The sequence below is a fragment of the Bradyrhizobium frederickii genome (assembly GCF_004570865.1).
Classification (GTDB): domain Bacteria; phylum Pseudomonadota; class Alphaproteobacteria; order Rhizobiales; family Xanthobacteraceae; genus Bradyrhizobium; species Bradyrhizobium frederickii.
The window spans coordinates 127,562-146,010 of sequence record NZ_SPQS01000008.1 but is presented as its reverse complement, the minus strand read 5'-3'; the positions used below and the strand labels follow the sequence as shown (position 1 = coordinate 146,010).

The 18,449-nt window shown below is 66.5% G+C and carries 21 protein-coding genes; 8 read left to right on the top strand and 13 right to left on the bottom strand.

Annotation, left to right across the window (positions count from 1 at the left end; all coding sequences use genetic code 11):
- Positions 1–115: 115 nt before the first annotated feature.
- Positions 116–289, top strand: coding sequence for a hypothetical protein (locus E4K64_RS40340; protein WP_167772032.1), 174 nt, complete (start codon positions 116–118; stop codon positions 287–289).
- 23 nt (positions 290–312) lie between these two features.
- On the opposite strand, the gene E4K64_RS15890 is transcribed toward E4K64_RS40340, so the two are convergent.
- Complete coding sequence (locus tag E4K64_RS15890) at positions 313–549, bottom strand: hypothetical protein (protein ID WP_026202304.1); 237 nt, start codon at positions 547–549, stop codon at positions 313–315.
- A gap of 1,096 nt (positions 550–1,645) precedes the next feature.
- On the opposite strand from E4K64_RS15890, the gene E4K64_RS15880 reads away from it, so the two are divergent.
- The 3 genes from E4K64_RS15880 (at position 1,646) to E4K64_RS15870 (ending at position 4,844) form a co-directional block, all read left to right on the top strand.
- A complete protein-coding gene (locus tag E4K64_RS15880; RefSeq protein WP_135164493.1) occupies positions 1,646–2,986 on the top strand; it encodes a caspase family protein in 1,341 nt (446 codons plus the stop codon).
- 28 nt (positions 2,987–3,014) lie between these two features.
- Positions 3,015–3,509: a hypothetical protein gene (locus E4K64_RS15875; RefSeq protein WP_135164358.1), complete on the top strand. Its 495-nt coding sequence runs from the start codon at positions 3,015–3,017 to the stop codon at positions 3,507–3,509.
- A gap of 120 nt (positions 3,510–3,629) precedes the next feature.
- Positions 3,630–4,844 (top strand): hypothetical protein, encoded by a 1,215-nt coding sequence (locus E4K64_RS15870; protein WP_135164357.1) that lies wholly within the window; start codon positions 3,630–3,632, stop codon positions 4,842–4,844.
- On the opposite strand, the gene gmk is transcribed toward E4K64_RS15870, so the two are convergent.
- The 9 genes from gmk to E4K64_RS15825 form a co-directional block, all read right to left on the bottom strand.
- Positions 4,777–5,436, bottom strand: coding sequence for a guanylate kinase (gene gmk / locus E4K64_RS15865; protein WP_028136839.1), 660 nt, complete (start codon positions 5,434–5,436; stop codon positions 4,777–4,779). The two genes, E4K64_RS15870 and gmk, sit on opposite strands and share 68 nt — an antisense overlap.
- Positions 5,437–5,439: 3 nt before the next feature.
- Complete coding sequence (locus E4K64_RS15860) at positions 5,440–6,327, bottom strand: YicC/YloC family endoribonuclease (RefSeq protein WP_135164356.1); 888 nt, start codon at positions 6,325–6,327, stop codon at positions 5,440–5,442.
- 113 nt (positions 6,328–6,440) lie between these two features.
- On the bottom strand, positions 6,441–7,715 hold the full coding sequence (mltG, locus tag E4K64_RS15855) for an endolytic transglycosylase MltG (RefSeq protein ID WP_135164355.1): 1,275 nt from the start codon (positions 7,713–7,715) through the stop codon (positions 6,441–6,443).
- 123 nt (positions 7,716–7,838) lie between these two features.
- On the bottom strand, positions 7,839–9,104 hold the full coding sequence (gene fabF, locus E4K64_RS15850) for a beta-ketoacyl-ACP synthase II (RefSeq protein WP_135164354.1): 1,266 nt from the start codon (positions 9,102–9,104) through the stop codon (positions 7,839–7,841).
- Positions 9,105–9,212: 108 nt separating this feature from the next.
- Entirely contained in the window at positions 9,213–9,452 is a 240-nt protein-coding gene (locus E4K64_RS15845; RefSeq protein ID WP_008551805.1) for an acyl carrier protein, read from the bottom strand.
- A 314-nt stretch (positions 9,453–9,766) separates the two neighbouring features.
- Positions 9,767–10,504, bottom strand: a complete 738-nt coding sequence (gene fabG, locus E4K64_RS15840; RefSeq protein WP_126258275.1) for a 3-oxoacyl-[acyl-carrier-protein] reductase — start codon at positions 10,502–10,504, stop codon at positions 9,767–9,769.
- 10 nt (positions 10,505–10,514) lie between these two features.
- Positions 10,515–11,486, bottom strand: a complete 972-nt coding sequence (gene fabD / locus E4K64_RS15835; protein WP_135164353.1) for an ACP S-malonyltransferase — start codon at positions 11,484–11,486, stop codon at positions 10,515–10,517.
- 189 nt (positions 11,487–11,675) lie between these two features.
- Complete coding sequence (locus tag E4K64_RS15830; RefSeq protein WP_135164352.1) at positions 11,676–12,701, bottom strand: fatty acid desaturase family protein; 1,026 nt, start codon at positions 12,699–12,701, stop codon at positions 11,676–11,678.
- A 3-nt stretch (positions 12,702–12,704) separates the two neighbouring features.
- Complete coding sequence (locus E4K64_RS15825; protein WP_135164351.1) at positions 12,705–13,409, bottom strand: TetR/AcrR family transcriptional regulator C-terminal domain-containing protein; 705 nt, start codon at positions 13,407–13,409, stop codon at positions 12,705–12,707.
- Positions 13,410–13,746: 337 nt separating this feature from the next.
- Here E4K64_RS15825 and rpsF point away from each other — a divergent pair, with 337 nt between their 5' ends.
- The 4 genes from rpsF (at position 13,747) to rplI (ending at position 16,253) form a co-directional block, all read left to right on the top strand.
- Positions 13,747–14,247 carry a 30S ribosomal protein S6 gene (gene rpsF, locus E4K64_RS15820; RefSeq protein WP_126258271.1) on the top strand — a complete coding sequence of 167 codons (501 nt, stop codon included), beginning with the start codon at positions 13,747–13,749 and terminating at the stop codon, positions 14,245–14,247.
- Positions 14,248–14,252: 5 nt separating this feature from the next.
- A complete protein-coding gene (rpsR, locus tag E4K64_RS15815; RefSeq protein WP_007592020.1) occupies positions 14,253–14,492 on the top strand; it encodes a 30S ribosomal protein S18 in 240 nt (79 codons plus the stop codon).
- A gap of 131 nt (positions 14,493–14,623) precedes the next feature.
- Positions 14,624–15,601: a YybS family protein gene (locus E4K64_RS15810; RefSeq protein ID WP_135164350.1), complete on the top strand. Its 978-nt coding sequence runs from the start codon at positions 14,624–14,626 to the stop codon at positions 15,599–15,601.
- Between the two features lie 52 nt (positions 15,602–15,653).
- Positions 15,654–16,253, top strand: a complete 600-nt coding sequence (gene rplI, locus E4K64_RS15805) for a 50S ribosomal protein L9 (protein WP_135164349.1) — start codon at positions 15,654–15,656, stop codon at positions 16,251–16,253.
- Between the two features lie 37 nt (positions 16,254–16,290).
- On the opposite strand, the gene E4K64_RS15800 is transcribed toward rplI, so the two are convergent.
- The 3 genes from E4K64_RS15800 to E4K64_RS15790 form a co-directional block, all read right to left on the bottom strand.
- Entirely contained in the window at positions 16,291–16,758 is a 468-nt protein-coding gene (locus E4K64_RS15800) for a PaaI family thioesterase (RefSeq protein WP_126258268.1), read from the bottom strand.
- Positions 16,759–16,769: 11 nt separating this feature from the next.
- Complete coding sequence (locus E4K64_RS15795) at positions 16,770–17,366, bottom strand: TetR/AcrR family transcriptional regulator (protein ID WP_135164348.1); 597 nt, start codon at positions 17,364–17,366, stop codon at positions 16,770–16,772.
- 107 nt (positions 17,367–17,473) lie between these two features.
- A complete protein-coding gene (locus E4K64_RS15790; RefSeq protein ID WP_167772031.1) occupies positions 17,474–18,385 on the bottom strand; it encodes a hypothetical protein in 912 nt (303 codons plus the stop codon).
- Positions 18,386–18,449 lie beyond the last annotated feature (64 nt).

Sequence of the window (18,449 nt, the reverse complement as noted above, 5' to 3'; positions counted from 1 at the left end):
CGAACGTCTAAAACCAGGTCGCTGTGCTTAACGCGTTGACCTGAAGGGTGTTGTCGGCAGCGCGCTCGAACGGGCCGCCGTTAACAGGGATATCGCTGCTGCAGAGGGGGATTTCGTGATCGGCGCGCTCCTGGTCGTTTTGTCAATTGCCCTTTTCTGGCTGTTCCTGCCTCGCAACGGGCAACCGCATCGGTGGATGGCGCTGCCGTTCTTTGAGACGGGAATTCCACTGGTGATCATCATGTCGTTCGCAGCCGGTCTGACCGTGGTGATCGAGCACCTGTTCTGAGACCTGCGTGCGCGCTCGAAGGCCTATCCCTCGACGTCGTACTGCTTGCAGAGGTGATCGCCGATCTGGACAAGCATGGCAACGCACTCGGGGTAGCCCGGCCGATCCGAGGTAGCCCGATCCGCGCTGGCTCGAAACTCCCAGGAATTGCCGTCGCGGAGGATGGAAATTGTCATTCCATCGGGACAGTCGGCGTGGACCTTCAACTCGGCCTTCGCCATGGCGATGAGTTCGCTTTCAGTCTTCACAGGTCTGCTCATGAAGGTCATCCTCCGTCTCGGTGTAGAACTTTAGTTGTAGCGACCAAGCCCATCAAACAAGTCTCTCCGATAAAGCCGTTCCCGGCATTGGGCTAGCGCAATCGGGCCCGATCCGCACGGATTGCCAAGGCAGGATTTCCCCTGGCGAGGCGTCGGGCAAAACACCCTGGTCAAGCCCCGGGTTCAAAAATATTCCACTATCCCGAATTTCGGATTTATGGCATACACCCGCTCATCCCGGCCCTTGCCAAAGGGGCGCTTCGCGATCGTCACGAGATGCGGGCCGGGTGGCGGTGGACGCGGTAGCGCCGGCGCGACATGCCTGATGGCAGGGCGGGCAACCGTGAGTCCTCAGGCGGCGCGATACGACCCGGCGCGGTCACAGCGGTCTCGTTGATGCCTGCGGGCGAGCACACGCGAGCCTTCAGGTATTCGGCGGGGCCGTCCGCGGACGGAGAAGTCGTGTGGTCCTGACGCCCGGGGTCTGTGCGTCAAGTCATGCGGTGATGCGGCGGCCGACCGGGTGCGCGCATCGATCATCCGCAAGGCGACGGGGGCAATAGTGCATCGCTCCCCGGGGAGAGCACGAAGGACACCGTTAAAACCAGCCGCGCAGGGAAGGCCGGGCGACCGGCATCACCTGTGGTCCACCCCGTGTGCATTTTCACAGCGCACGGACTTGCGGGTGCCGTCGGCGCCCGGCCTTCCCTGCGCCCTTTGGTCTTCCTGGGGCGCCGAGCGACAGCAAGCCTCGGGCGAAACGCGCCGCGGGAATGCGAGGGCCTGTCTGCTATCGAGCCGAGAATTGGCGGATGCCGACGATGCATCTTGCTCCGTCATTGCGAGCGCAGCGACGTGTCCGCCGAAGCCTCCTCGCTTGCCCCGGACGCAGCGCAACGCCTCTTGGCGGTGCGCTGCAGAGCCGGGGCCCATGCCGCACCGGAGTCCAGAGCGCTGCGTCCCGGCTCTGCGCAGCAGCGTCAGAATGCTGCAGCGCGTCCGGGACACGAGGATGAGCTGCGCCCTCCTCCGTTCGCACCGCTTTTCGCCGGTGCACCCAGCTGCTAGACTGTCACCATTATTTTGGGGAATTTTGATGCGCGCGAGGATTTTCAATCGCGTTCTGGGTCTGGCCGCGCTGGCGCTGCTCGCTGTCGCGGCGGAGCCGGCATCGGCCGAGAAGCGCATCGCGCTGGTGGTCGGCAACTCCGCCTACAGGAATATCACGCCGCTCGACAACCCGTCCAAGGATGCGAGCCTGATGGCGGAGACGCTTGGTGCGCTCGGCTTCACGCTGGTCGGCGGAAGCGCCCAGCTCGATCTCGACAAGGGCGCGATGGACATCGCGGTGCAGAATTTTGGCCGGCAGGTCCAGGGCGCCGACGTCGCGCTGTTCTATTATGCCGGCCATGGCGTGCAGGTGGCCGGCTCCAACTATCTCGTGCCGGTCGGCGCCAATCCGACGCGCGAGGCCGACGTCGATTTCCAGATGACCGACGTCAATCTCGTGCTGCGCCAGATGCAGGGCTCCGGCACCCGCCTCAACCTCGTGATCCTGGACGCCTGCCGCAACAATCCGTTCGGCTCACGCGGCTTGCGATCATCGGATGGCGGACTTGCGCAGATGCGTGCGCCCGAGGGCACGCTGATCTCCTATGCGACCCAGCCCGGCAACGTCGCGCAGGACGGCAGCGACGGTCACAGCCCCTATACGAAGGCGCTGGCGACCACGATCCGCGTCGCGGGCCTCGACGTATTCCAGACCTTCAACCAGGTCGGCCTCGCAGTGAAGCGCGCCACCGCGGGCGCGCAGCAGCCCTGGGTGTCGTCCTCGCCGATCGACGGCACATTCTACTTCGTGCCGCCCACGCAAGCTGCGCCGCCGCCGGTCGCGGCGATACAACCCGATCCCTCGCCTGCCGGACGTTTGCGCGCCGATCCCGACCGCGTCCCCTTGCGCGATGCGGCGCTGCTCAGTGAGCTCAGCGAGCGGCTCTACGAGCTCAATTTCGATCCTGACACGCCCGACGGCCTGACGCGCGCCATCACGAAGCTGCAACAGCGCATCGCCATGGCGCCGACAGGCGAAGCCACCGAGGGCCTGCTGCTGCGACTGCGCAAGATCGAGGATCTCAAGCCCTGGGGCTCGATCGTCTACGGGCCCGACAGCAGCAAATGGGGCATCTCGTGGAACCACGCCTCGCGGCGCGCGGCGGTAGCGGACGCCCGCGGCAATTGCGCCGGTGCCAAATGCCCGATCGAGCTTTCGTTCTACGGCAGAAGCTGCGGCGCGTTTGCGATCTCCGACAAGTCCTGGTCGCTGGTCCAGCGCGAGGGCGTGCAGCGAGCTCGGGACGCCGCGCTTGACGAATGCGGCAAGGCTGGCAGAGCTTGCCGCATTATCGGATCCGTCTGTGCGGACGGCTCCGGCCGCTGATCCCTTTTTCATTTTGGATTTTTTGCTCATGCTCGATGCCATCTCTCATCCGACCGCCCTTGTCGTCCTCGTCACCGCGGCCCTCGCCTCGCCTGCCGCCTTCGCGCAATCCGGCAGCGCCGGGGGATCGATCGGCAATGACGAGAAGTCGCTGTCCGGCTCGCGTTCGGAGCGCTCGGCGGAGCCCGCGCCCTCGGCGCGGCGAAGCAAGCCGGCGGCCGAGGAGCCGCGCTCGTCGTCGCGGCGCAGCGGCGGCGGAGGTGGCGGCGGCTTTGACGGCGCCTGGGTGGTGACCAGCATCGGCTGCGGCGGCACCACGTCCGGCGCGGTCGTGGTCTCCTCGGGCAAGATCATCGGCCAGGGCGTTACGGGCACCGTCAGCCCGAGCGGCGCGGTGAGCACGGTCGGTCAAGGCGACGGCGTGACCTTCACCAGCTCCGGACGCCTCGGCGCGCGCAGCGGTTCCGGAAGCTGGCGCCGCTCCGACGGCTGCGGCGGAACCTGGAGTTCGGCGAAGCAGTAACGCTCGATTTTCCGGCGGAACAAACGCCCCGCAGGCCCGATTCAAGCCACATCCTCTCCGGATTTGCGGCTCATTGCCACCCAAGTCTTTGATGACAAAGGGCTGGTTAAGAGTTGCGTCATGCGTAACCGGGAGACCAGGATGGGCAACCGCACCGCAAAATTCGTATCCGCGCTGGTCGGCAGCATTATTGCCGGCCTGCCACTGGCCGCCGTGTCGCAGAACGCGCCGAACGCATCGAGCACCGCCAATGCGGCCGCCGACTGCCTCGCCTCGCCGAAGGGCACCGCGCCGCAGGGACAGCACTGGTACTATCGCCTCGACCGCACGACCAAGCGGCAATGCTGGTATTTGCGCGCCGCCGGCGACAAGGACAGCGCGAAGACCGTGCAGACCGCGCAGGCCACCGCGGACACGCCACCGGATTCAACAGCGCCGCAACAGACCATGCAGAACGCGCGTGCCGAGTATGTAGGTCCGCGGAGTGGTGCGGCCGCCAAGGCACCGGCCGCAATCACGGCGGCACAACAACCTGCGGACCAGGTTGATGGCAGCGCACAGCAAGCTCCCGCCGCCACGGCGTGGCCCGATGTCCCAGCGGCGTCCACCGCTCTAGCGCCGCAGCCCGCGCCGACCGCGGTCGCGGCAGCCGCGCAGCCGAGCGCAAAGCCGTCAAAATCCCCGGCTCCGCTCCCGACCGCCGCAACGGACGGCACGACCGACAAGCCGGCCGGCTCGGTGCAGACGCTGCTGCTCGTGATCGGCGGCGCGCTGACGCTCGCAGGGATCCTCGCCAGCCTCGTTTACCGCTTCGCCGGCGGACGCAGACGCGTCCAGGCCGCCGACCGCCGCGGGCGTTGGGACGATTGGACGCCGCAGAACCATGACGGAAGCCGCGCGCCATGGCTCGGTGCGACGCCGGCCGTCGCGCCGCGCACGCAGCCGAGCCCGGTCGACTTCGACGAAGCACGACCGCAGACCGCGCAGCTCGCAGCATTCACCAGGGAGATCTCCGTGATCGCCGCCCAATCCGCCTCCGTCCGCAGCAAGGCCGCAGAGCTCGACAAGGCCGACATCTTCAACGGAACGTTCGCGATCGAGTCATCGCCCCCGCGGCTCGCGGCCAAGGAGACCGACGACAAGAAGCCCGCTGGCCGCGACGAGATCGATCGCAAAGAAGACGTGCAGACCGAGGATGCCGTCGACGTCGACGTGATCACCGCGATGCTGGAACGGCTGGCGAAGCAAGGGCCGCGGTTGCGGGAGCCTAGCCCTGAAGCTGCCCTTGCAAACCTCGCACGAAACCAACGAGGCCAATCCGCCGCTCGCGCTTGAGGCGCTCGGCCTTCAGGATCGACTGCACCTCGGCGAAGGCCTCATCGACATCGTGGTTGATGACGATGTAGTCGTACTCGGCCCAGTGGCTCATCTCGTGGCTGGCGCGGCTCATGCGCTTGCGGATCACCTCGTCGGAATCCTGCGCGCGCGAATGCAGGCGCTTTTCGAGATCGGCCGCCGAGGGCGGCAGGATGAAGACGCTGACGACGTCGGCGCGGGCCTTCTCGCGCAATTGCTGCGTGCCCTGCCAGTCGATGTCGAACAGCACGTCCTGCCCGGACGACAGCGCGGCTTCGACCGGCGCACGCGGCGTGCCGTAGCTGTTGTCGAACACGGTGGCCCATTCCAGCAGCTCGTCGCCCTTCACCATGGCTTCGAAGCGGGGCTTGTCGACGAACAGATAGTCCTTGCCGTCGACCTCGCCCGGCCGCTTCGGCCGTGTGGTCGCCGAGACCGACATTTTCAGACCGGGCATGCGCTCGATCAAAAGGCGCGACAGCGTGGTCTTGCCCGCGCCCGAGGGCGAGGACAGCACGAACATCAAGCCGCGCCGCTCGACACCGTCAGTTCCGTGATCGCCCGTCGTCATCGATCACTCCAGATTCTGGACCTGCTCGCGGAACTGCTCGACCACGTTCTTCATGGCCAGTCCCGTATTGGTCAGCTCGATGTCGTTCGACTTCGAGCAGCAGGTGTTGACCTCGCGGTGAAACTCCTGCGCCAGGAAGTCGAGCTTGCGGCCGATCGGGCCACCCTTGCCGATCAGCTCGCGCGCCTGCGCGATGTGGGATGCGATGCGGTCGAGCTCCTCGCGAATGTCGGCCTTGGTGGCGATCAGGATCGCCTCCTGCATCAGGCGGTCGGAATCGAACCGGTCGGAGGTGTCGAGCAGCGCAGCGATCTGTTCGGCGAGCCTCGCCTTGATCGCCTCCGGCTTGCGACCGGGCGAAGCTTCCGCCTTCTTCGACAATTGCTCGATCTCGTCCACGCGCTGCGCCAGGATCTGCCCGAGCGACGTGCCCTCGCGCTTGCGCATCGCGACGAGCTCGTCGAGTGCCTTGTCGAAGGCCTCGGCGGCAGCGGCACGCGCGGCCTTGTCCTCCTCCTCGTCGCCCTCGGGCTCGGCAACCTCGACGACGCCCTTGATGGCGAGCAGGCCGTCGATGCTCGGCGCCACCGCGTCGACCTTGCCGGCGATCATGGCGGCCGCCTTCAGGACGGCGTTGAGCACGTCCTCGTTGACGCGGACCGAGGCGGCGGCGTTGGCGCGCTTGACGTTGAGATTGGCGTAGACGGTGCCGCGCGACAAAAGCTCGCCGGCGCGCTTCTTGGCGTGGGCCTCGAGCTCGTCAAAGCCCTGCGGCAGCCGCACCCTGAGGTCAAAGCCCTTGGCGTTGACGGACCTCAATTCCCACTCGAACGTGTACGGCCCGCTTGCGCCGTGGCATCTCGCAAAGCCGGTCATGGACGACAGCGCCATCAGGTCAAATTCTCCAGAAACATGGGATTCGCAAGGCATCAGGCCACGCGAATCTTAAGACTATTTCGCAGGAATGTGGAATCCGCAAAGTCCGCAGCAGCTGTGCGACGGACCTAGCGCTGGACCACCGGCGGCGACGGCTGCACCGCGCCCTGCCGCGCCGGTGCCGGAGCTGCCGGGCGTGCCGCCGGCGGCTTCTTCTGCTGATTGGGCCGCGCCGGCGTGGTCGCCGTCGGCGTATCGCCGGCCCCGGGCGCAGCGGCGGCGGGCGGCGATGCATCCTCGGCCGGCTCGACCGTGTCGTTCTGGATCTGCTTTTCCATCGCACGCAGCTTGGCCACGTTCTTCTGGTGCGCGTCGTAGGTCTCGGTAAAGGCGTGCCCGCCGGTGCCGTCGGCGACGAAATAGAGGTCGCGGGTGCGGGCCGGATTGGCGGCGGCCTCCAGCGAGGCGCGGCCGGGGTTGGAGATCGGGCCCGGCGGCAGGCCCTCGATCACATAGGTGTTGTAGGGCGAGGGCTGCGTGATCTCGCTGCGCTTGATCGGGCGGCCCAGCGTGCCCTTGCCGCCGACCAGGCCATAGATGATGGTCGGATCGGACTGCAGCTTGATCCGCTGCTTCAGGCGGTTGACGAACACCGCGGCGACGCGGCTGCGCTCGTCGGGCTTGCCGGTCTCCTTCTCCACGATCGAAGCCAGCGTCACCAGCTGCTCCGGCGTCTTGACCGGAATGTCCTGATTGCGACGCTCCCAGATCTCGGCGAGCACGCGCTTGTGCGCCTGCTGCATGCGCTGGACCACCTGCTCGCGCGGCGTGCCGCGCGGGAACTTGTAGGTCTCCGGCAGCAGCGTGCCTTCGCGCGGCAGCTCGCGCACGCTGCCGGTAAAGATGTCGTTGTCGGACAGGCGCGCCACGATCTGCTCGGAGGTCAGCCCCTCCGGAATCGTGACGGCATGCTGCACCACCTTACCCTCGACGATGGTGGCGATGACATCGCGGAGCGAAGCGTTCTTCTGGAACGAATATTCACCCGGCTTGAGGTCCGAGCTCGCCTTCAACGCGGCAACGCTGGCGATGAACACCCAGGGATTGACGTCGGTCACGCCTTCGCGGTTCAGCGTCTCGGCGATGTCGCGCTTGCCGGCGCGCTGCGGGATGTTGACGATCTTGTCGTCCTTCAGCGGCCCGGGCGCCTCGAGCACCTGCCGGCCGTAATAATAGACGCCGCCGGCGCCGAGCATGGCGATCAGCAGAAGGGTGATGATGGCGTTGCCGACCACCACGAAGGGATTGCGGGCGCGTTCCGATCGCTTCGGCGGCGGCGGGAGCTGCTCGGGCTCGAGTGCGGCCCGCGGACTCCGGGGCGAAATGGGCGGCCTTTCACTCATAGAAGCAACCTGAATCCTGCCGGTTCAATAGCGGCCCGACAATCGCTTGCCGGGCCAAATGCACGCCCACTTCCATGACTATCGCCGATTACGGCAAAACGGTGGATTCGTCTCAAACGCAAACTAATCGGCCAAACGTCGGACGATCACCGACGCATTGGTACCGCCAAAACCAAACGAGTTCGACAAGGCGACATTGACCTCCCGCTTCTTCGCAATGTGCGGCACGAGGTCGATCGCGGTCTCCACCGACGGATTGTCGAGGTTGATCGTCGGCGGCACGACATTATCGCGAATCGCGAGAATGGCGAAGATCGCTTCGATCGCGCCGGCCGCGCCGAGCAGATGACCGGTCGACGATTTGGTCGAGGACATCGCGACCTTGGAGGCGGCATTGCCGAGCAGACGCTCGACGGCACCGAGCTCGATCTCGTCGCCGAGCGGCGTCGAGGTGCCGTGCGCGTTGATGTAGTCGAGATCGGATGCGGTCAGGCCGGCGCGCTTGAGCGCCGCCGCCATGCTGCGGAAACCGCCATCGCCGTCGGGCGACGGCGAGGTAATGTGATAGGCATCCCCCGACAGACCGTAGCCGATCACCTCGGCATAGATCTTCGCGCCGCGGCGCCTCGCGTGCTCGAGCTCTTCCAGCACCAGGACGCCGGCGCCCTCGCCCATCACGAAGCCGTCGCGGTCCTTGTCGTAGGGACGCGAGGCCTTCTCGGGTGTCTCATTGAAGCCGGTCGAAAGCGCGCGCGCGGCGTTGAAGCCGGCGATACCGATGCGGCTGATCGGCGACTCGGCGCCGCCTGCGACCATCACGTCGGCATCGCCCAGCGCGATCAGGCGGGCGGCATCGCCGACCGCGTGCGCGCCGGTCGAGCAGGCCGTGACCACCGAATGGTTCGGCCCCTTCAGCCCGTGTGCGATCGAGACGTAGCCGGAGGCGAGATTGATCAGGCGGCCCGGAATGAAGAACGGCGACACCCGACGCGGTCCGCGCTCCTTCAGGAGAATCGCAGTTTCGGCGATGCCGTTGAGGCCGCCGATGCCGGATCCGATCATGGTTCCGGTCGCGCACTTGTCCTCTTCCGACTCGGGGTGCCAGTTGGCGTCGTCGAGCGCCTGGCCGGCTGCGGCCATGCCGAAGATGATGAAGTCGTCGACCTTGCGCTGGTCCTTCGGCTCCATCCACTTGTCGGGGTTGAAGGTGCCGTTGGTGCCGTCGCCGCGTACGACGGTGCAGGCGTATTTTGTCTGGAGATCGGAGACGTCGAAGCTCTCGATCAGGCGCGCGCCGCTTTCGCCGTTGAGGATGCGTTTCCAGGTCGGTTCGACGCCGCAGCCGAGCGGCGACACCATGCCGAGACCAGTGACGACAACCCGCCTCATGTCCGAAAACTCCGCATCGAAAGATTCACGGCCAATAACAAGAAACCGGCTGACCGCTGCGAAGCGGCCCGTCCGGTTTCAATGTTGTCCCCGCGAAAATGAAGAGCGTTAGCTCTTCGCGTTCTTCTCGAGAAACTTCGTGGCATCGCCGACGGTGAGAATCGTTTCCGCGGCGTCGTCCGGAATCTCGCAACCGAATTCCTCTTCGAACGCCATCACCAGCTCGACGGTGTCCAGACTGTCGGCGCCGAGGTCGTCGATGAAGCTCGCGTTGTCGACAACCTTCTCGGGTTCAACACCAAGGTGTTCGACCACGATCTTCTTAACCCGCTCGCCAATGTCACTCATTGCTTAACCTCGTGTTGTTCCCTGTAGACCCGACCCCCCGGGACGATACGAGCCGTCGTGGTCGTGTTACTTGCCTTCGCTTACGAACTTTGATTTGGCCCCATCCTAACCGATACAGGGCCCGGCGAACGACGGCCAAGGCTCCGCATCGCCAATATACAGGGTTTCAAAAACCTGCAATGGCGTTCTTTGCCCATCCGTTGAAGGTCCGGTTATCACACTTCAATTGCCTTGACTACAAGCCTCATTTCGCTCCGGAAACGGCCGTATGCCGCATCCCGCGCCGCCGATATGGGCAGTGCGGAACGACGGCCTCAGATCATGGCCATGCCGCCGTTGACGTGGATGGTCTGGCCGGTGACGTAGGCTGCTTCGTTCGAGCTCAGGTACACGGCGGCCGCCGCGATGTCCTCGGGCGTCCCCAGACGGGCAGCCGGAACCTTGGTCAGAATCGTTTCGCGCTGCTTGTCGTTGAGCGCATCGGTCATCGGCGTCTTGATGAAGCCCGGCGCGATGCAGTTCGCGGTCACGCCGCGCTTGGCGTATTCAGCGCCCAGCGTCTTGATCATGCCGATCAGGCCCGCCTTCGAGGCGGTGTAGTTGCCCTGTCCGGGATTGCCAGTGACGCCGACCACCGAGGTGATGGCGATGATGCGGCCGAAGCGCTTGCGCATCATCAGCTTGGTCGCGGCACGCGCGAGGCGGAAGGTCGCGGTCAGATTGACGTTGATGACCTCCTCCCAATCCTCGTCACGCAGTTGCACGAAGAGATTGTCTCGGGTGATGCCGGCATTGGCGATGAGGATGTCGACCTGGCCCATCGCGGCTTCCGCAGCGGGCACCAGCGCCTCGACCTCGTCGGCCTTGGAGAGATTGCAAGGCAATACAAAGACGCGCTCGCCGAGCTTGCCGGCAAGCTCATCCAGCACTTCCTTGCGCGTCCCTGAGATCGCGACGGTCGCGCCCTGAGCATGCAGCGCCTGCGCGATCGCGCCGCCGATGCCGCCGGTGGCGCCGGTGACGAGCGCCTTTTTGCCAGTCAGATCGAACATCGATAACTCCTCAACCCTGCTTGGCGGCGGCCAAGGCATCCTTTAAGGCATCCTTGGCGGCGGCAATGTCATTGGGACCGCCGACCGCAACGCCGACGGCACCGTCCGCGATGCGCTTGACGAGACCGGTCAGCACCTTGCCGGCGCCGATCTCGAAGAATCGGGTGACGCCCTGCCCTGCCATATAGGCGACCGACTCGCGCCAGCGCACCGTTCCGGTGACCTGCTCGACCAGGCGGCGGCGGATCTCGTCGGGGTCGGTGATGGCGCTTGCCAGCACGTTCGCCACCAGCGGCGCGGCCGGCGCCTTGATCGTGACTTTCGACAGCGCCTCCGCCATGGCATCGGCGGCGGGCTGCATCAGCTTGCAATGGAACGGGGCGGACACCGGCAGCAGCATCGCGCGCTTGGCACCCTTGGTCTTGGCGATCTCGACGGCGCGATCGACCGCGGCCTTGTCGCCTGAGACGACCACCTGCCCGCCGCCATTGTCGTTGGCGGCCTGGCAGACCTGCCCCTGCGCCGCTTCGTTGGCCACCTCCATCGCGGCCTCGTAGTCGAGCCCGAGTAGCGCGGCCATTGCGCCGGCACCGACCGGGACGGCCTTTTGCATTGCGAGACCGCGGGTGCGCAGCAGGCGGGCGGTATCCGACACCGTCAGGCTGCCGGCCGCAGCGAGCGCCGAATATTCACCGAGCGAATGGCCGGCGACGAAGGCCGCGTCTCGTCCCACGGAAAATCCGGCCTCGGCCTCCAGCACGCGCAGGGTGGCGATGGACACCGCCATCAGCGCCGGCTGGGCGTTTTCGGTGAGCTGGAGGGTCTCGGCCGGACCATCCCAGATGATGGCCGTCAGCTTCTCGGAAAGCGCGGCATCGACCTCGTCGAACACGGCGCGCGCCGCCGGAAACGCGTCGGCCAGGGCCTTGCCCATGCCGACCGCCTGGGACCCCTGCCCCGGAAATGTGAATGCTGCCGTCATCGGCGCTCCCTGCTTGTCGGACACGATCCCGCTTGAGAACCGGCAGCCGATTACGCGCGGCCTTGGGTGGTGGTTCCTTGGGCCATGGTTCCGGATCACGCTCCAAAGGGGGCCGTAGACACTGTCCGGGGCCGGACTGTCAAGCCGCGATGGGAACCCGGGCGGGCATTCAACTGGGGATACGCAGGCTCAAAACCCGCCGGCGGTCTGGTTGGCATCGACCTTCGCGCCCGCCCGCGCACGGCGCGCGCTGTTCACCAGTTCGCCCCGGCGGTCATCCCGATCGGGCTTCGCCGTCGCGAGCCGCAGCACCGCGGCATAGCCCGGCTGCACCTCCATGCGGCCGGCATAGCGGCTCGCGCTCAGCAGCCGATGCACCTTCGGCAGATTGTAGCAGGGCACGTAGAACAGCAGATGATGCTCGAGGTGATAGTTCACGTAGTACGGCGCGATGAACAGCCGCTCGAGAAAATTGGCATGCGTGGTGCGGGTGTTGCGCAACGGATCGCTGCTGTCGGGGACGACGGCGTGCTCGGCGATGTTGCGGATGCGGGTGATGACCATCATCCAGGTCAGCAGCGGCACCAGCCATAACAGTGGATAGGCCCACCACACGCCGGCCGCCGCGCACGCGGCAAACATCACTGCATTGACGATGCATTGCGGACCGAGCTTGTCCCAGAAATGCGCCAGGCGCTGACGCCACGGCCAGTCCTTCGCACCGAGCGCGTTGAGCAGTTGCGCCTTGCGCTGCTGGTAGCCGGTCTGTCCGGTGATGTCGCGCATGAACTTGCGGCGATAGCTCAGCTTCGTGATCGGAAACGGCGCCGACAGCACGAGATCGGGATCGTCCTCCTGCTGCGTGCGCGCATGGTGCTGGAGGTGGTAACGCCGGTAGCTGCGCGTCTCCGCAAACAGCGGATAAGCACACAACCACTGGCTCAGGGTCAGATTGGTCTTCTCGTCGGCGGACAGGCAGCCATGCGCGCCGTCGTGCATCAGAATCGCGAGGCCCAGCTGGCGCGAGCCGATGATCGCGACGGCGAGGACATAGGTGACCGGATTGGGCCACCATGCGACCAAGGCAATCGCGCCAACGATCAGCGCCCAGGCGTGCGCGATCAGCGCAACGCCTTTCCAGGTCACACGCCGGCGCACGTCGGCAAGTTGGTCGTCGGTCAGGAAATCGCGGGCACGCATGCGAAGCGCGGTCATGGCCTAACCCTCCTCGTCCGGCGTGGTCGTTGCGTCACGCGCCTCGACAAGGCGCAGGCGCGCCGTGTCGGTGGATTTCGCCTGCTCGCCGAGCACCCGCAGCATCTCGGCGCAGAGCTCCTCGGGCGAGCGGCCCATCGCATAGCCTTCGAGAATGACGCCGATGGCGACGGCCCAGAAACGCCGCGAGCTTTCGTCGGGCGCCCGCAGCGAGCGCCAGCCGTGCCGTGCCACCTGGCTCGCATAGGCGCGCGCGCCTTCGCCGTGCAGGCGCTCGATGGTGCGCTCCACGAGCGGCGCAAGATCCTGGCGGCGCCGCGTCAATGTCAGCGCCTCGGCGAAGAAAGCGACTGAATCGCTCGCCGTCACGGTCTGCGCCAGCGCATGCGTGTAGTCCCGCGGCGTCCGCGCCTTCAGCGCCGCTTGCTCGGTCGCACGCGCCAGATACAGCAGCTCGCGGCAGGCGCATTCGACGAACAGCGCCTCCTTGGTGCGGAAGTAATAGGTGATCTGGCTCGGGAATGCGTCCGCTGCGGCCGCGATGTCGGTGATCGCCGTGCCCGACAGCCCGCGCTCCCGGAACAGCGGACTGGCCGCGTCCAGCAGCAGCGAGCGCATCTTGCGGCCGGCCGACCGTGTGGCGCGCGCGGTGTGCTTCGGATCGCCCGCCGACGCCTCGAACGGAGCCTGAATCGATTCACCCCCCATCAATTCCTCCCGACCCATTATTTGTATGATATACAAACAAATACGTCAAGCCGGTATGGGAGGGTGGGTTGGCCGCCCTGCCCACCGTCGCTTCGGCCGAAAGCGAGACGCTCAAACCTTGCCAAGTCGGCCAAAATCCGTATAAGGCGCGCATCCGCAGACCCCGGCCGGGAGCTGAACGGACGGTCTCAGCAAATCATTCGTGATTTTGGTGTGGCAGGGCCAGTCGGCCCGTCGTCCCGTGTTTCCGCCTTCTGAGCTTAATCCCAGAGTCCTTTCCGAAGGCCTCTTAAGGGCTTGACGCCGGGCGATGCGCCAACATGAGGAAAGGACCACCATGGCTCTTTATGAGCATGTTTTTCTCGCGCGTCAGGACGCGAGCACGCAGCAGGTCGAAGAGCTGACTGCGCAGATGACCGGCATCGTCGAGGGTCTCGGCGGCAAGGTCACCAAGACCGAGAATTGGGGCGTGCGCTCCCTCACCTACCGCATGAACAAGAACCGCAAGGCGCACTTCGTGCTGCTCAACATCGACGCGCCGTCCGCGGCGATCGCCGAGATCGAGCGCCAGGAGCGCATCAGCGAAGACGTGATCCGCTATCTCAGCGTCCGCGTCGAGGAACTCGAGGAAGGCCCGTCCGCGATGATGCGCAAGGCCGATCGCGACCGCGAGCGTGACGACCGTGGCGGCGGCTTCCGCGGCGAGCGTGAAGGCGGCTTCCGTGGCGACCGCGAGGGCGGTTTCCGTGGTGGCGATCGCGACGGTGGTGGCTTCCGCGGCGACCGCGGCCCGCGCCGGCCGCGCGAAGAAGCTGAAACCACGACGGATGGGGAGTAAGAACAATGGCTGAAGCTGGTGCACGCCGTCCGTTTTTCCGTCGTCGCAAGAGCTGCCCGTTCACGGGCGCCAATGCTCCGAAGATCGACTACAAGGACTCCAAGCTCCTGATGCGTTACGTCTCCGAGCGCGGCAAGATCGTGCCGAGCCGCATCACGGCGGTGTCCGCGAAGAAGCAGCGTGAGCTCGCCCGCGCCATCAAGCGCGCGCGGTTCCTGGGCCTACTGCCCTACGTCATTCGCTAAGACGACCAATTCGGCCGGCGGCCCTGAGCCGCCGGTCGCAACTTTTTCGATCTCATAAGGCTTCCGGGTCGTCCGGTCGCCGATGGTTGGGGCGAACTGCCTCTAACCGCTCGAAGGGAGCGGGACAGCTGATGATGGCATTTGTGCTGATAGCCCTGATCGCCGGCGCTGCGTCGGCCCTGATGTTCGCCTCGATCATTTCGGGCGCGCTGATCTCGCTCGTCCTGTTCTATCTCGCACCGCTGCCTTTGATGGTCGCCGCGATCGGCTGGGGACCGCTTTGCGCCAGCCTCGGCGGTATCGCTGCTGCGATCGGCCTCGGTGCCCTGTTCGGCCTGCCCTATTGCATCGCATTCGCCGTCACCGTCGCGCTGCCGGCCTGGTGGCTCGGCCATCTCGTCCTGCTCAGCCGTCCCGTGGGACCTGTCGCGCCGAACGCTGCCGCCGAACCAGCCGCCGGGCCTGAGCTCGAATGGTATCCGGTCGGCCGCATCCTGCTGTGGCTCGCCGGTTTCGCCACGCTGACCACGATGGCTGCCCTGCTCACGCTCGGGACCGATGCCGACACCATCCTCGGCACGCTGCGGCGCGGCCTGATGCGCCTCCTCCGCGCCACCGACCCGCAAAGCTCCGGCGAAGCCGGTCAGTTCGTCGACGCGCTGGTGCGCATCGCACCGGCCGGGGCCACCATCATCGCGATGATGACGCTGACCCTCAACCTCTGGCTCAGCGCCAAGATCACCGCGACGTCGGGCCGGCTGCGACGCCCGTGGCCGGACATCAAGACGGCGGAGCTGCCGCCGATGACGCTGGTGGCGCTCTGCGTCGCGCTCGCCTTCTGCTTCACCGGCGGACTGCTCGCGATCGTCGCCCAGATCACCGCGGCGGCGCTGATGATGGGCTATGCGCTGACCGGCTTCGCCGTGCTGCACACCCTCACGCTGGCGCTGAAGAGCCGCACGTTCTGGCTCGGCTCGACCTACGCCGTCGTGGTCGTGTTCGGATGGCCCGTGATCGCAATGGTGATCCTCGGCCTTGCGGATGCCGTGTTCGGCTTCCGCGAACGCTTCCTGCGCAACCGGCAGCCGCCGCCGCTGCCGACCCCTTGAGTTCAACCCCGAAAACCGAAACCCAAGAGAGCACTTCAAAAGGAGAACGAATATGGAAGTCATTTTGCTGGAACGCGTCAACAAGCTCGGCCAGATGGGCGAAGTCGTGAAGGTTCGCGACGGCTACGCCCGCAATTTCCTGCTCAAGCGCGGCAAGGCGCTGCGTGCCACCGCCGACAACCGTGCCAAGTATGACGGCATGAAGGCCGAGCTCGAGGCCCGCAACCTCCAGGCCAAGGGCGAAGCCTCCAAGGTCGCCGAGAAGATCAAGGACAAGAACATCATCGTGATCCGCCAGGCTTCTGAAGCCGGCCAGCTGTTCGGCTCGGTCACGGTGCGCGACATCGTCATGGCGTTCGAGGCCGACGGCGTCCACCTCGACCGTCCGCAGGTGCAGCTCGACGCGCCGATCAAGACCATCGGCAAGCACACGGTCATCGTTGCCGTTCACCCCGAGGTCGAGGTCGACATCACCGTCACGGTTGCGCGCAGCCAGGACGAGGCCGAGCGCATCAACCGCGGCGAGGACATCTCGACCCGCAACGAGGACCGCGACGCGGCCGCCGAGGCGATCGCCGCCGCCGGCGAGTTCTTCGATCCGGAAGCCGAGCACGACGAGGTCGAGCCGGCGACGGCCGCGGAAGAGAAGTAAGCCTCGCATTCGCGCGAGACCGCGAAGCCCGGCTGCCTCAGGCGGCCGGGCTTTTCGTTTTGGCAGCAACGTCCTCGCTCAACATCGCGATCGAGGCCAGCGCCGTTGCCGTGTGCTTCTCGACGCCGTCGCTGACGCAGAACACGTCGGCGGCAACCACCGACACCTGACGGCCCGGCTTGATCACCCGGGCACGGCAGATCAGCTTCTCGCCGACCGCGGGCGACAACAGGTTGAGCTTGTATTCCGCGGTCAGCGCCGGCTGGCCGCGCGAGGTGGCGGCTGCGATCGTCGTGGCGTTGTCGACCAGGAAGGCGGTGACGCCGCCATGGAAGAAGCCGTGCTGCTGCAGCAGCTCCGGCCGGCGATCCACGGCAATCGTGCAGGTGCCGCGCGTCAATTCCGACAGCTCGGCGCCGACCAGGTTCATGAAGCCCTGCCGGCCGACATTGGCATGGATGTGCTCGGCAATTGGAGCGAACTCCGGATCTGCTTCGGCGCGCATGCAGTCTCTCCTTATTGCTTGGTGATGCGATCGAGCGGCCGTAGCGCACGGATGGCGCAGGCGATCAGCGTGTCGGCCTCGACGCGCGGATCGGCGCGGTCGCGTCCCGACAGGAAGGCGCGGCAGAAAATCTGCGCCGGACCGATGAGCTGGCTGACGAACATCGCCGGCGTCATCGGCAAGAGCTCGCCGTTGGCAACCAGCGGCGCGCGCCAGCGCTCGATGCCGTCGCCAAGGCGCGCATTCTGCGCGCGCTGGGCGTCGCGGACGTCCTCGCCCCACTCGCTGCGCGAAATCTCAAACAGGTAGCGCGCCTCGCGCCGGCTGGTCACGACCCAGTCAAGATGTGCCCGGATCAGCCGATCGATGCCCTGCTCCGCATCGGGCACAGGATCGAGCGCGGCCAGCACCGCGGCGTGATAGTGCCGCAAGACCTCGAGGAACAGCGCACCGGCAAGCTCCTTCTTCGAGCCGAAGGCGTGAAAGAAGCTGCCGTTGGAGGCGCGCGCCCGGGCGCGGATCGCGGCCACGGTCGCAGCTTCGAAGCCGACGCGGTCGAACACGGCCAGCCCGGCTGCCAACAGGTCGTCTCGCACGCTCGCCGTCATCGACGCCTCCTGGAGTACTACTCTAGAGTATCGCTCTAATCGGGTCAATACGAGGCAAAGGCCGCGACGAACGCGGCCTCGGCATGTGGAGCGAAAGCGGGCTGGGCTTACCGCGAGATCGGTGGCGCTGGTGGGCCGGACGACTCGGCTGGCGCGGCAGGCGGAGCTGCGGCGGTCGCGGGCGGGGCCGGCTCCTGCGGCTTAGCCGCCGGTTCAGAGCTCGCAGCCGGCGCGGCAGGCTTGGGAGCTGCCTCTTCCGCCGGCTTGGACGCAGCCGGCTCGGCGGGCTTCGCGGCCGCCGGTGCTGCGGGCGTTACCGGCGGGACCGGATCGGGCCGCAGCGCCGGGGCCTCGCTACCGCGGGGTTCGACCTTGGCGCTGTCAGGCTTGGCCGCGTCGGGCTTGGTCTCCGGCTTTGGCTCCGGCTTGGTCTCCGGCTCGCTCTTCTTCTCTTCAGTGGCTGGCGCGGCGGCATCGACCTTCGGCGTCGCCTCGGTACCGGGCTTGCCGCGGCGCTTGCCCTTGCGTCCCTCGGGCGCAGCCTGTTCCTCGGGCTTCGAGCCGTCCTCGGCCGGCCGCGCCGCACGCTTCTGGCGGGCGCCCTCGGCCGCGGGCGCGGCAGCCTCGCCGTCCGGCCTGGCGGCGTCCTGGGCGCGCGGGCGACGCCCCTGATGCTCCGGATTGGTGCTCGCGTCCTTCTCCTTGGCGCCGTCCTTCTTGCCGTCCTTGGCTTGGTAGCGGGTGTCGGTGGCGCCGTTGGAGACGAGATAGGAGGCGAGAATGGCCGCCATGTCCGAGCTCGTGGTGTAGTGCTGGCGCAGGAAGCCCGGCAGCGAACCCGGCGCGACGGACTTCAGAAGCCCGCGTGGGCTCTTGTGGCAGGCATTGCAGGTCTGGGCGAAAAGCTGGGACGGGGTTTTGCCGGCCTCGAGGTTCGTCGCCTGCGCAAAGACGGCATCGGTCGCGCCGAAGCCGATCAGAAGCAGTACCGTCGCGAGGCTGAGCGCTCGGCTCGACATTCCCATCATCTCCATTGAATTTCCGAGAGGTGCAGCCGGCCTCCGGCGCGGCGGCGGGGTCACC